The organism is Clostridium lacusfryxellense, from assembly GCF_018861735.1.
In the GTDB taxonomy this organism is placed as follows: Bacteria; Bacillota; Clostridia; order Clostridiales; family Clostridiaceae; genus Clostridium_AD; species Clostridium_AD lacusfryxellense.
The window spans coordinates 131,855-145,317 of the sequence record NZ_JAHLEB010000003.1; the positions used below are offsets into that span (position 1 = coordinate 131,855).

12 protein-coding genes are annotated in these 13,463 nt (G+C 30.3%); 9 read left to right on the forward strand and 3 right to left on the reverse strand.

The genetic code is table 11. From position 1 onward, the window contains the following. Positions 1-36: 36 nt before the first annotated feature. Positions 37-1,110, reverse strand: a complete 1,074-nt coding sequence (locus KPL55_RS03500; protein WP_216305329.1) for a YkvI family membrane protein — start codon at positions 1,108-1,110, stop codon at positions 37-39. 211 nt (positions 1,111-1,321) lie between these two features. Here KPL55_RS03500 and KPL55_RS03505 point away from each other — a divergent pair, with 211 nt between their 5' ends. From KPL55_RS03505 to KPL55_RS03530, 6 genes are all read left to right on the forward strand, one after another. Beyond that, positions 1,322-2,395 carry a hypothetical protein gene (locus KPL55_RS03505; RefSeq protein WP_216305330.1) on the forward strand — a complete coding sequence of 358 codons (1,074 nt, stop codon included), beginning with the start codon at positions 1,322-1,324 and terminating at the stop codon, positions 2,393-2,395. Positions 2,396-2,519: 124 nt separating this feature from the next. Next, positions 2,520-3,446: a tRNA modification radical SAM protein MnmL/YtqA gene (gene mnmL, locus KPL55_RS03510; RefSeq protein WP_216305331.1), complete on the forward strand. Its 927-nt coding sequence runs from the start codon at positions 2,520-2,522 to the stop codon at positions 3,444-3,446. 147 nt (positions 3,447-3,593) lie between these two features. Next, positions 3,594-4,703 (forward strand): ABC transporter ATP-binding protein, encoded by a 1,110-nt coding sequence (locus KPL55_RS03515; protein WP_216305332.1) that lies wholly within the window; start codon positions 3,594-3,596, stop codon positions 4,701-4,703. A gap of 13 nt (positions 4,704-4,716) precedes the next feature. Then, complete coding sequence (locus KPL55_RS03520) at positions 4,717-5,667, forward strand: PucR family transcriptional regulator (protein WP_216305333.1); 951 nt, start codon at positions 4,717-4,719, stop codon at positions 5,665-5,667. 334 nt (positions 5,668-6,001) lie between these two features. Continuing rightward, a complete protein-coding gene (locus KPL55_RS03525) occupies positions 6,002-6,400 on the forward strand; it encodes a hypothetical protein (RefSeq protein WP_216305334.1) in 399 nt (132 codons plus the stop codon). Positions 6,401-6,444: 44 nt separating this feature from the next. Continuing rightward, positions 6,445-7,149: a 2-phosphosulfolactate phosphatase family protein gene (locus KPL55_RS03530; RefSeq protein ID WP_216305335.1), complete on the forward strand. Its 705-nt coding sequence runs from the start codon at positions 6,445-6,447 to the stop codon at positions 7,147-7,149. A gap of 325 nt (positions 7,150-7,474) precedes the next feature. Here KPL55_RS03530 and KPL55_RS03535 read toward each other — a convergent pair whose 3' ends face one another. Further along, entirely contained in the window at positions 7,475-8,650 is a 1,176-nt protein-coding gene (locus tag KPL55_RS03535; protein ID WP_216305336.1) for a class I SAM-dependent rRNA methyltransferase, read from the reverse strand. A 332-nt stretch (positions 8,651-8,982) separates the two neighbouring features. Between KPL55_RS03535 and KPL55_RS03540 the strand changes: the two genes are divergently transcribed. Beyond that, positions 8,983-10,539: an ABC-F family ATP-binding cassette domain-containing protein gene (locus tag KPL55_RS03540; RefSeq protein ID WP_216305337.1), complete on the forward strand. Its 1,557-nt coding sequence runs from the start codon at positions 8,983-8,985 to the stop codon at positions 10,537-10,539. A gap of 38 nt (positions 10,540-10,577) precedes the next feature. Here the strand turns inward: KPL55_RS03540 and KPL55_RS03545 are convergent, their stop codons facing one another. Then, a complete protein-coding gene (locus KPL55_RS03545) occupies positions 10,578-11,447 on the reverse strand; it encodes a hypothetical protein (RefSeq protein WP_216305338.1) in 870 nt (289 codons plus the stop codon). A 163-nt stretch (positions 11,448-11,610) separates the two neighbouring features. Between KPL55_RS03545 and KPL55_RS03550 the strand changes: the two genes are divergently transcribed. Beyond that, positions 11,611-11,928 carry a PadR family transcriptional regulator gene (locus tag KPL55_RS03550; RefSeq protein WP_216305339.1) on the forward strand — a complete coding sequence of 106 codons (318 nt, stop codon included), beginning with the start codon at positions 11,611-11,613 and terminating at the stop codon, positions 11,926-11,928. Further along, positions 11,925-13,283, forward strand: coding sequence for a DUF2812 domain-containing protein (locus KPL55_RS03555; protein WP_216305340.1), 1,359 nt, complete (start codon positions 11,925-11,927; stop codon positions 13,281-13,283). The genes KPL55_RS03550 and KPL55_RS03555 overlap by 4 nt, the downstream gene beginning before the upstream one ends. The last annotated feature ends 180 nt before the right edge of the window (positions 13,284-13,463 follow it).

Sequence of the window (13,463 nt, forward strand, 5' to 3'; positions counted from 1 at the left end):
TATCATATAAGATTGTACAGTCCAATATATATAATGTCAATTGAGTTTTTTAGTAGTTTTTCTATAAAATATTAAACATTGAATTAGAAAAATAAGACTTATAACACCAAAACCAGGATATAGGAATTTAATTAAATTCCTAAAGCCAACTTGAGAAATAGGCAATGCCACAATAAGTATAAGTACCACCGCTTTTTTATAAGATATATTAAATTTCTTCTCTAGGGTTTTTCCTACACTGTATATATCAGAAACTTCAGTTGAAAACATTTCACACCAAATTACAACTAGTAGAAAAATCTGTAGTAGTGTTCCAAAACGGTGAGTTATATACATAAGGGGAATTTCATATTTGAAAATTTGTGGTATGTTTAATAAAAGCATTATGTTTACTAAATAACACAATATTGTTAGGACTACAGCGCCTAAGATAACTCCGGGAATAAGAATACGTTTGCGTTTTATTTCTTGACTAATTGGAACTAGGACTCCACTACAACATAGCATATTAAAACTAGCATATAGAAGGGCAGAAATAAACCATTGAGCTGGGATAATATTATTTTTATAAGATGGAATTTGTTTAATATAGGAGGCGCTTACCATATCTTTGTAAAATATTAGATATAAAACGAATATAGTTACAATAATTGTAGTTAGGCATGGAACTATAAAAGAATTTATTGTGATTAAGCCTTTGGTACCCTTAAGTAGTGTATATAAAGATATTGTGGACATAATTAAAATTCCTACAAATTTCGAAACACCGAAGTATTGATGAAGAAGTGCACCGCTTCCTGCTAAGATTATAGCAGCTCCACTAACTAAGAAAAAGCTTGTAAAAATGTCCGTAATTACGCCGAAAAAACCTGGGCTTACAAGGTTTATAAGTTCGGTATAGGAACTAAGTTTATGTTTTATACTAATAGAAATTATAATAGAGCTTATTACAATATAAATTAGGCCGCATATTAGAATTCCAAAGAAACTTACATATCCATAAGTACTGAAAAATTGAGTTATTTCCTGTCCTGAGGCCAGACCGGCACCTACTATAGTACCGATAAATACAGCTGCAGTTTGAAATATTGGGCCAATTATTTTTTTCAAAGTATCTCCTCCATAAAATTATTGATTTAAGGGCATATTAAATTAGATGCTTGTATTTATAAATATATGTGAGTTGTATACAAAATAATAATAAAATTGATTTAAATAACAAATAATAAATAAAAATTTAGTAAATTAAATATTTATTTAGAGGAAAGCTATAATTAAACAATTTGTCTGATTTTAAATTTTATTAAAGGGAGTGAAGAAATTGAAAAGGCTTTTAAGTTGTTTATTAATATTCTTATTTGTTTTGTCTTCGACGAGTTGCATGAAGAAAGAGGAAGAAAGTACAAAAGTTAATGCTTTTGAAATTGAAACTGCAACTAATGTAGTTGAAAGTTATATGGGCTTTATAATGAAGGGTGATTACGAAAATGGTAAAAAACTATACACAAAGGAGTTAATGAAAAAGACACCTAATATGCCAATAAGTGACATTAAGATAAAGGGATATAAAGTTACAGAAACTAATGAGGTTGGTAGAAGTGGAGTTTTTAAGGTGAGAGTTACAAGGACATCCATTGAGAAGCCATTGTCATGCCTAGATGAATATTCTATAAAAGTTGTTAAGGATGGGGCTGAATACAAAGTAAATGAAATTACTAGTTCACCAGAAAAAGAAGCTTTTGTAGAGAGCATTGGTATTAGATTTCGCGATAAGAAAAATGTGAAAACTAATTTAATTATTGATAAAAGTGGACTTCCTAAATACACATACTCAAATGAGGATGCCGCGAAGTTGTATAAGATGTTGGTGCCGATAAAACAATATAGTTCCATAAATTTTAGCTATGAAGGAGATAAGTTAGCAATTAGTACTTATGATAAAAATTCATTTATAGGAATTGTATATATTGATGAATCACTAGCGGTTGCAGCAAATCCTTCAAGTTCAACAGAACAGTCGGGAGGGACTGAAGGGTCTGGTGTAATGGCCAAAGAAAAACCAATTGGAAAGGAGCTAATTCCATTAGATTTATTGATTGACTGTAAAGTGGAGTTTATGACATTTTCCTTAGATGAAAAATTTTTGCTTGTTCAATATGACAAGGGAAAAGAAGGGAAATATATTAGAGTTTATGAAGTAGATAATGGCGATATGATCTCTGTTGATTTTGAAAAAGATTATCCATCAGATAAAGTTGATATATTATTTTCGTCTTTTGGAGAGGATAGTATGACTTATGAGGTGGTCTCTAAATCTAATATTAGTGGCGCGGAAACAGATATTGTTGGTAAATGGAAATTAGATTTAAAGGAATTTACTGTAGATAAATTATAATTTAAACACTATATATAATCTATAAGGTATAATTAGAATAGGACTTCATTAGTAAACAAAAACTAGTCTATAGGCTAGTTTTTTTGTTGGTTGGTATTTTAGTAAAGAAGGGAAGAGATCAGCGATGAAAACTTGGAACGAAAAAAGGTATCATAATTTAAATTATTTCTTAAGGGAAAAGTTTGGCGACAAAGTTTTTAAGATTGCACTTGACGCTGGATTTTCGTGCCCTAATAGAGATGGAACAGTTAGCCACGGGGGATGTTTGTTTTGTAGCGCAAGAGGATCTGGAGATTTCGCTGGTGATAGAATGTATTCTATAACAAAGCAATTTGAGGATATAAAAATAATGATGAGTAAAAAATGGAAATCAAAAAAATATATAGCATATTTTCAGGCATATACAAATACTTATGCGAGTATAGAGGTGTTAAGAGAAAAATACGAGGAAGCAGTGTCTCAAGAGGGTACAGTGGCGCTTGCTATAGCTACCAGGCCTGATTGCCTGGGTAGTGAGGTATTAAACCTAATAGAGGAATATTCTAATAGAGTGTACACTTGGGTAGAACTGGGGCTCCAAACTTTTAGTGATGAAAGTGCAAAGATCATTAATCGAGGATATAAATTGTCAAAGTTTGAAGAGGCTCTAAGTGAGCTTAATAAAAGAAATATTGATGTTGTTGTACACACTATTTTCGGACTTCCGGGAGAAAGTAAGGAAGAGATGCTAAAAACAATAGACTATGTTGCACACAAAGATATAAAAGGAATAAAAATGCATTTGCTTCACCTTATGGAAGATACTCCTATGGTGGAACTTTATAAACAGGGAAAGCTTAAGTTTCTAAATCAAGAGGAGTATGTAGATATGATTTGCACTGCTATTACTATGCTTCCACCTCCTATGGTTATTCACAGGTTAACAGGTGATGCACCAAGGGATCTTTTAATAGGCCCTATGTGGAGCCTTAAAAAGTGGGAAGTATTAAATTCAATAGATAATAGACTAAAAGAATTAGATTTATATCAAGGGATGGAATTTAAGCAATAGGTTCTAAAAGCAATAAAATACGTTTGTATCTTTCTACAAATTAACTTAAATACTTTTGGGGGTTTTGGGAATAGATAAAAATGATTTAAAGGATTACAATAAGTATATTGAATAGCATTTAAATTAAATTTGTAGGGGGTATATATTATGTCAAGTTTATCATTAAGGCACATATACAAAGTTTATGATGGGAATGTAACAGCGGTTAAGGATTTTAATCTTGAAATAGAAGATAAAGAATTTATAGTATTCGTAGGACCATCAGGTTGTGGTAAATCAACAACTTTAAGAATGATAGCAGGCCTTGAAGAGATATCACAAGGTGAAGTATACATTGGCGATAAAATTGTAAATGATGTTGCACCTAAAGATAGAGATATTGCCATGGTATTCCAGAATTATGCTTTATATCCTCATATGACTGTATATGATAACATGGCATTCGGTTTAAAACTTAGAAAAATGCCAAAAGATCAAATAAAACAGAAAGTTACAGATGTTGCTAAAGTACTTGATATAGAACATTTACTTGATAGAAAACCAAAAGCATTATCAGGTGGACAAAGACAAAGGGTAGCACTTGGAAGAGCAATAGTTAGAAATCCAAAGGTATTCTTGATGGATGAACCACTATCAAATTTGGATGCTAAACTTAGAGTTCAGATGAGAACAGAAATATCAAAACTTCATCACAAACTTCAAACAACATTTATATATGTAACTCATGACCAAACAGAAGCTATGACTATGGGAACAAGAATAGTTGTAATGAAAGATGGTTTAGCTCAGCAAGTAGATACTCCTCATAACATTTATGAGCACCCAGTTAATATGTTTGTTGCTGGATTTATAGGAAGTCCTCAAATGAACTTTATGGAAGCCAAAGTTGAAGAGAAAGACGGCGAAGTTGTACTTTTATTTGATAATGAGACTATAATATTACCAAAAGATAAAGCTGCAATTGTAAAAGAAGGAGCATATATAGGTAAAAATGTTATAATGGGGATAAGACCAGAAGATATTGATGATGGTGTTGAATTTATTGAAGAACATAAAGAGTCAGTAATAGAGGCTAAGGTTGAGGTTACAGAGAACATGGGAGCAGATACTAATATATATATGGTAAAAGGAAATACAAATATTGTAGCTAGAGTTAATGGTACTTCTAAAGCAGTAGTTGGAGATAAAATTAAGATCGCTTTAGATGCTAGTAAAATTCATATATTTGATAAAGAAACTGAAAACACAGTAATATAGGAGGAAACAGAGTATGTACAATTTTACTGAATTTCTGAAGGATTTAAGTCAATCTTCGAATATACCATTTAATGTAATTACGGAAGATGGTACAGCACTATATATTAGTGACTTAGATATTGAAAGTTCACATATTACTAAATTCACTATTATGCTTGGGCGTACTAAAGGCATAATTAGTTTAGAAAAGCAGTATGAAAATTGTACATCTTTGCTTAAATACACAATTGAAAATAAATATACCCAGAATTTTTTAACTAAAGAACAATCAGTTATTGATATCCTGGAAAATAGAGAAATTTCTGTTGACAATATTAATCTGAATTTGCCTTTTCTTAAAGAGGGGTGTTTTATCCTATTAATAAGTGTAGATGGAAGCAAATATGAATCTCTTAATGTCATAAAACAAATATATGATAATGAGCCAGTTATAAGTTTGATATATAACGATAATATAATTGTAATTGGTGACTTTGCTGAAACAGAAGAACATGCGCAGAGTATAAAAGAATCTATCTCATCAGATTTATATTGTAAGTGTTATGTAAGTTATGGTGAGAGAGCATTTGATGCAGTGGGAATTAAGAAAGCTTATGTGGAAGCAGTTCAATGTATGGATCTTGGGAAAAAATTTGATATAAAAGATCATATATTTAGTTACAATAAAATGTTATTTGAGAAAATTGTATACAACGTAGAAAGCAAAATTAAGCAGGAACTCTTATTTATGTTAAAAGATAAATTTGATGCTTTTGATAGTGAAATGATAGTAACTATTGAGCAGTTTGTAAGTTGTGGTCTTAATATCAGCGATGCTGCTAGGAAACTATATGTTCACAGAAATACATTGATATATAGATTAGATAAGATCAAAAAAGAAACAAATTTTGATATAAGGGACTTTAAGGATGCTTCTGTATTCCTTATAGCTTTCCTAATATGGAAAGAAAACAAGGTTGAGTAAATTGAAAAGTATATATTGCTGGAATGCGCTCGCTGCGCTAAGTAATTCTAAAATTTATTTTATTTTCAGTTGCTAAAAAATGCAAACTCGCTGTCGCTCAAACATGCATTTTTCTTTACGCAACTGAAAATAAAATAAATTAAGAATTACTAAAGCTTGCTCGAACGCATTCTGCGCAATATATACTTTTGATAGCATCCTCTATGAAAAAAGAGGGTATTGCAAAGGGACATCACCTGGGGTGATGTGGTAAAGACTTCAGGTGGAGAGATTTATACTCCGGCTGAGGTCTTTCTTTGTAGTATATGATAAATTAATATTAATAGGGGGAGATGTGAATACAATGAAAAGCGTAATGAAAACTATCTGTATTTTATTAATTTCTCTAATGTTGGTATTCAAGCCTATATATGTACTGTTATCATTAAGTCAAAATAGCAATATTTTTGTTTTGATATATATTTTAAATATTATAATTATAATTTATGGTGGAGTAATATTAATTCTAAATAAAATAAACCCATTAAATCTGAAATGGTTTATCACATATTATTCTATAGATACAATTTTTATAATGATAGCTATTGTTATTTGTTATAGATTGAGCATTACAAGATTAAATATTGTAGAGCAAGGGCTTGTTGGGAGTTCATTTGATATAATTATAAATATACTAATTATTATATTTTCTATTAAAGAGATCAGAAATAATAGCTATAAGTTCAACAACTAAATAATCCAGTTGTAGCTGCAATATTACTAAAGGAGGACAAACACATGAAAATAGATATAATAGTTTCAGCAGATGATATAAAAAAAGATAAGATAAAAGATAAAACAGTGGTTGTGATAGATATGCTTCGTGCAACTAGCGTTATAACTACTGCGCTTAATAACGGATGCAAGGGTGTAATTCCTGTTTTAACAGTTGAAGATGCAGCTGGAATTGTGAAAAGTAGTAAAGAGGAGTTTATGCTTGGCGGAGAGAGAAACGCATTAAAGATAGAGGGGTTTCATTATTCTAACTCGCCACTTGAATACACAAGAGAGTCCATTGAAGGCAAAACACTTGTTATGACTACTACTAATGGTACTAAAGCTATAAAAGGCTGCGTAGGAGCGCATAGCATCCTAATAGGGGCAATGATTAATGCCAAGGCTACTGCAAGTAGAATAGTTACATTAAACAAAGACGTTGTAATAGTTAATGCGGGGACTTACGGTGAATTTTCTATAGATGATTTTCTGTGTAGTGGGTACATAATAGATTGTGTTCTAAAACTAGTAGAAGTGGAATTAACAGACATAGCTGTAACTTCTCATTACATTTATAAAAACAATGAGGATATCCATAGTTTTATAAGATATGCTAGTCACTACAAAACAATTACGAAGTTAGGTCTTTTAGCAGACTTAGAATACTGCTGCAAAAAAGATATCATAGACATTGTACCAGAATACAAGGATGGAATTATATTATAATGTAGTAAAATCATAATTAAAGAGTTTATGGGAAATAGGCGCGGTATATAAAAAACATTACTATAATTTCATTTATTAAATTATGTATTTATAAATGTATTATATCAATGAAAATAGGATTTAAACGCAATAAAAAAGTATATATTACGTAAAATGCATTCGAACAAGCCTTAGTAATTCTAATTTAGTTTTTTTGTGTTTGCGTGAAGAACAACACATGTTTGAGCGATATCGAGTTTGTGTTGTTTAGCAAATGCAAATAAACTAAATTTTAGAATTTCTTAGCGAAGTAAGAGCATCTGGAGTAATATATACTTTGATTACGTTAAACCACTTGGAATATGTAGAATTTTAAGTAATAAGATTCATCAGAATTCCATAATATTGGGTGATCTGATGCCTGAGTTCTGAATTCTACCTGTCTAAGTGTTCTTTTAGCATCTACTGCTGCATCAGCAATTGTATCTCTAAATAAATCAGGATACATAAAATGAGAGCAAGAGCAAGTTACAAAAAATCCGCCCGGTTTAACCAATTTAATACCACGCAAATTAATTTCTTTATATCCTCTTGTAGCACCATCTATAGTCGAACGTGACTTTGAAAATGCGGGAGGATCTAGAATTACTACATCATATTGTCTTTTGTCTCTTGACCATTCCCTTAGAATATCAAAGGCGTTATGGCATTCGAATTTAACAGTGTCCGACAATCCATTAAGCTGCGCATTTTTTCTACAGCATTCAACTGCATATTCAGAAATGTCTACTCCAAGTACGCTTTTAGCACCAGCTATACCTGCATTAAGCGCAAATGAACCTGTGTGAGTAAAACAATCCAAAACATCAGCATCCTTGCATAATCTATGGATAGCAGCCCTGTTTTCTTTTTGATCTAAGAAAAATCCGGTTTTTTGACCATTTGCAATATCTACATAATATTTAACTCCATTTTCAATAATTTCTATAGTAGTTTCAAAAGGCTCGGTTAAGAATCCTGTTGTTTTTTCCATTCCTTCAAGTTCGCGTACTTTAGCATCACTTCTCTCATAGACACCTTTTGCATTATATTCTTCCATTAGTAGTTTAACAACTATATCCTTATATTTATCTATTCCTAATGCTAAAGACTGGATAACGTAATAATCTTCATATTTGTCGATTATCATTCCTGGTACAAAATCTGCTTCTCCAAACAAGAATCTACAGCTAGATGTGTCTATAACGGTCTGTCTATACTTCCAAGCAGCAGCAAGTTTTCTTCTAAAAAACTCTTCATCTATTTCTTCGTGTATATCTCTTGTCATTATTCTTATAGCAATTTTAGAAACATCATTTATGAAACCTTTTCCTATAAACTCATTTCTAAAATTGTATATTTCAACTATGTCTCCATTTACGTAATCACCATCAAATTTTTCGATTTCATTAGAATATATCCAAAGGTGTCCAGTTTCTGAATTTCTACCTTTACCTTTATATAAGTAAAATTTACAAGCCATTTTAAATCCCTCCTGTATTCTTGGGGTCGTAAAGTTATTTTAAATAACAAATTATCAAGTTATTTATCTATAGTAGTATAACACATTGCTTAAGTTTGTAATATAAAATCATAAAATTGTTTTGACATAAGAGCGATTATAAATTACACTTGTATATGTGTCATTTTTATATACAAGCTTCAATTAAGGATATTTAGATAAAATTGGACGTATTTTCTTTGTATGGAAATGTATATATGACATCTGATTATTAAAAATAAATAAGTATATGACTATAAGGAATATTAAAATTATAAATATATAAAATCATACAATATTAAGGAGAAATACAAATGAGTAGATTAGTAGTAAAAAATATGAGTCATGGATTTGGGGACAGAGTAATATTTGAAGATGTATCTTTTAGATTACTTAAAGGGGAACATATAGCGCTTATAGGGGCGAACGGTGAGGGTAAATCAACATTTATGAACATTATTACAGGTTCTCTTATGCCAGATGAAGGCGACGTTGAATGGTCTAGTAGTGTAAGAGTTGGATATATGGATCAACATACTGTTCTGGAAAAAGGTAGGACTATTAGGGAAGTTTTAAGGGACGCTTTTAAATATCTTTTTGACTTAGAAGAAGAAATGATGGACGTAACAGATAAAATGGGCGAGGCAACCCCTGAGGAACTTGAAAAGTTACTTGATAGAATGGGAACAATTCAAGATCAACTTGATAATAATGGATTTTATGGTATTGATTCTAAAATAGATGAAGTAGCTGCAGGAATTGGACTTAAAGATGTTGGGCTTGAAAATGATGTTGCTGATTTAAGTGGAGGACAAAGAACAAAAATTCTTCTTGCAAAACTTCTATTAGAAGCTCCAGATGTTCTTCTACTTGATGAGCCTACAAACTTTTTGGACGAGACCCATGTAGAATGGCTTAAGAGATATCTTCAAAATTATGAAAATGCATTCATCTTAATATCCCATGATATTGAATTCCTTAAGGGTGCTATAAATATAATATATCATGTGGAAAACAAAAAATTAACTAGATATATAGGTTCTTATGAAGAGTTTCTAAGAGTTCATGAGGCTAAAAGAAAGCAAATGGAGTCAGATTTTGAAAGGCAACAAAAGGAAATTACAAGACTCGAGGTTTTTGTTGCTAAAAACAAAGCAAGGGCATCAACAAGTGGAATGGCAAAATCAAGACAAAAGAAATTAGATAAAATTGATAGAATGGAAGTTACAAAAGATAAACCAAAACCTCAGTTTGATTTTAAATCTGCAAGAGCTTCAGGTAAAATAATATTTAAAACTAAGGAGTTAGTTACTGGTTATGATACTCCATTGTCTAAACCATTAGATTTATATATGGAAAGAGGACAAAAGATTGCTTTAACTGGGGCTAATGGTGTTGGGAAAACAACATTATTAAAAAGCCTTATGGGTGATATAAAAGCTCTTTCAGGTCATACAAACTTAGGAGATTATCAGTATATAGGATACTACGAACAAGAAATAAAGGGAGTCAACCGCAATAATTGCATTGAAGAATTTTGGCAAGAATTCCCTAGTTTTACACAAGGTCAGGTAAGATCAGCACTTGCCAAATGTGGACTTACTACAAAGCATATTGAAAGTAAACTCACAGTACTAAGTGGTGGAGAGCAAGCAAAGGTAAGACTTGCGAAACTCCTAAATAGGGAAACTAATATATTGATATTAGATGAACCTACCAATCACTTAGATGTAGATGCTAAAGCAGAACTTAAGAGGGCTCTAAAAGAATATGCAGGAAGCATACTTATAGTTTGTCATGAACCAGATTTCTATCAAGATGTAGTAACAGATGTGTGGGACTGTGAAGAGTGGACAACTAAAATCGTATAATTTACATTAAAAAGAGCTAGAATAATTTCTAGCTCTTTTTATATATCACTTTTTAAAACGTCTAAACCTAGATCTAGAATATTTGCAAATAATGATAATGTATTGGTATTTGGAATAACATTATTTTTAACATCTAATAATTTTCCAAGTCCATAACTCGTGCATATGCTAACAGTAGGGAAATTAATTTCACCTAGGTTACAAATAATATCAGTTTCATTTAATGTTGTTTTAGTTATTTTATCAATAGGTTCTAAAATGATATAAAGTCTTGTATCACGGTTATATCTTAGAACTTTTAAAGTATCACTTATTAAGAGTTCTTTAGGACTCGTGTTAATATCATATTTTGAAGTAGCTGAAGTTATGTTATTTATAACAAAGTAATAAACATTTCTTTTGTAGTTTACCTTATCCTCAAATTCCTGTAGTCTTTCTAAATTTAACTTTATATCTACTAAGATTTCATCATTTTCTAAATTGTTAAAACTTTCTTTTATGTAAGTTAGTTCTTCTTTACCATTAAGTTCTCTAGCTAAGATATCCATACAGTTATCATAAACATCCCCAAATGAACTAAACGGCAGGGAATATTTTATATTATCTAAAACAAGGTAAATCTTAAATTTAGAAGATTTATTACTGGTTTTAGATGAATAATTGACTTCAACTAACAATAGTTCATTTAATAACTCAGTATCAAGTGTTATTTTTTCAATACCTTGATTGAATTGTAGAATGTAATCCTCGTTAGTAGATAAATCTTGTGTTTGTTGATTAATTATATAAGTACCTTTAAAACCAGCCTCGGTAATTTCTCCAACTCTTAATGAAGTTTTTAGTGGTAGCCTCTTTAAATTTATGTATGGTCTATTTATACATAGGTTATCTTTGGATATTATTCTCATATTAAACTCCTTTAGTTAAAGCAAGATTATTAGTTTGATCAATAAATTATAACACAACTAGCATTCTATGAAATAAAAAATTGACTTGACAATGACAATATCGAGTATCGATAATACAATATAATTATATATATCGAGTATCGATATTAAAGAGGAGATTTATATGGCAAGAGAGCAGTTTCAAAATTTAACAGAACCAATGTATTATATATTGATGTCCTTGCTTAAAGAGATGTGTGGTGTAGATATTATGGAAGCTGTAGCTAATATTTCAAAGGGGCGTATAAAGGTTGGACCCGGAACGCTTTATGCACTTCTCGCTAAGTTTGAAAAGGAAGATATGATAAGAGAGACAAAAGTAGAAGGTAGAAGAAGAAGTTATATAATTACAGATAAAGGAAAAAGAACACTTCAAGATGAGTATGGAAGGTTAATTATTATGGTTAATGATGGTCGATTATTTATGGAGGGGAAGTTATGAGCAATAATACAAAGACAACATTTTTTGATTTTTTACCGCGTGAATGCTTGGCAGTGGAAGAATACCTCGAATTAATGGCAGAAAAAGGATGGTTATTACAATCTAATAAAGGATATTTTTTTAAATTTAAAAAAATAGAACCACAAAATATAAAATATTCAGTTGATGTTATTCCAAAGGCTTCTATTTTTGGTCCTATAGATAGTGATTTGGCATTAAAATATAGAGAATATTGCCAGGCCGCAGGGTGGGAATATATATGCCAGAATGGGGTAAATCAAATATTTTATGCAGTGGATTATAAGAGTGTGACTTCTATTTACACTGGCGATGAGGAGAAGTTTAAATCCGTTTTCAAAGCTTCATTATATTCTTGGGTAAAGCTGATTTTATACTATTTAATTATTTTTTTATCTAATTATTTTATAACACGACCTGCTGGCAATTTTGACATTACTATAGAATCTAATTCCCAGATATTGTTTGGTATTGCAGCGTATTCCGTTTTATTTATTAGCATTGCAGGTATTATACCTTTTTTTCTTTGGGCCATAAGATCAAAAGGTCGGCTAAAAGAAAATAAATCAGTTCTGTATTCGAGCTATAAAAATAAAACAATAAAAAATATTTTAATAAAATCCTATGGGTTGATAATACTTATATTGCTATTAAAATTTTCGGATTATGGTAATGAAGGCAGTAAGGAACTCAACTTTGCTTTACTAATTGTAGTGTTTGTTCCTATAATAATTTTTTCTATTATTAAAAAATTTAATAATAGAAAAACATTCTCAAAAAACATTAACACGCCCATAACTATTTGTAGTAATCTAGTTTCAATATATTTAGTTTTAATGATTATGTGTAATTTAGGTTTTAGTAGTATTACAGCTATTGAGCAAAACAAAGGAGTAATAAATAAAGTAGTAATAAATAAAGTAGTAATAAATAAAGTAGTAACAGATAAAGTTAAGTTAACACTAGTAGATTTTGGTTATAAGGAGAATGATGAAGTAAGTCCTTCTATTAGTCAGGATAATAGTGTACTTGCTCAAAGCATTGATTATTTTAACAATAATGAAGAGCATAGTTTAAGTTATAGCATTTTTCAAAGTCAATATCCTTGGGTAATTAAAGAGCATAAGGGTAAATTTTTAAAGCAACATATTTTAAATGGTGTTGATTTTAAACTAATGGACACAAATTTACCAGGTAATATTGAGGTTTATTCAGATAGTGAGAAAACACATTATGTATTAATATCAGAAGATAAGTTAGTAGATATTGCTAAAGATGCTATCAATATAAGTGAAGATGCGTTTTTGAATAAGGTTTATAAAAAGCTTTTTCCTTAATAAATTGTTAACTAAAGGCTAATTATATAGCATTTTAATTTAAATATTGGAGATAATAGTAGATCAGTACTATTAAATTTCAATATAGGAGGTAAAATGCTATGGGAGAAAAAGAGGATCATTCTGTGGGAAGTCAACAAGAAAAAGAGAAGAAGGAAAACAATCAAACAACCAAAAATG

Bases quoted from the DNA above. Each gene is read 5' to 3' on its own strand.
- KPL55_RS03550 (WP_216305339.1), top strand. From the start codon at position 11,611: ATGGCAAGAGAGCAGTTTCAAAATTTAACAGAACCAATGTATTATATA.
- KPL55_RS03520 (WP_216305333.1), top strand. From the start codon at position 4,717: ATGTACAATTTTACTGAATTTCTGAAGGATTTAAGTCAATCTTCGAAT.
- KPL55_RS03530 (WP_216305335.1), top strand. From the start codon at position 6,445: ATGAAAATAGATATAATAGTTTCAGCAGATGATATAAAAAAAGATAAG.
- KPL55_RS03545 (WP_216305338.1), bottom strand. From the start codon at position 11,447: ATGAGAATAATATCCAAAGATAACCTATGTATAAATAGACCATACATA.
- KPL55_RS03535 (WP_216305336.1), bottom strand. From the start codon at position 8,650: ATGGCTTGTAAATTTTACTTATATAAAGGTAAAGGTAGAAATTCAGAA.
- mnmL (WP_216305331.1), top strand. From the start codon at position 2,520: ATGAAAACTTGGAACGAAAAAAGGTATCATAATTTAAATTATTTCTTA.
- KPL55_RS03555 (WP_216305340.1), top strand. From the start codon at position 11,925: ATGAGCAATAATACAAAGACAACATTTTTTGATTTTTTACCGCGTGAA.
- KPL55_RS03540 (WP_216305337.1), top strand. From the start codon at position 8,983: ATGAGTAGATTAGTAGTAAAAAATATGAGTCATGGATTTGGGGACAGA.
- KPL55_RS03515 (WP_216305332.1), top strand. From the start codon at position 3,594: ATGTCAAGTTTATCATTAAGGCACATATACAAAGTTTATGATGGGAAT.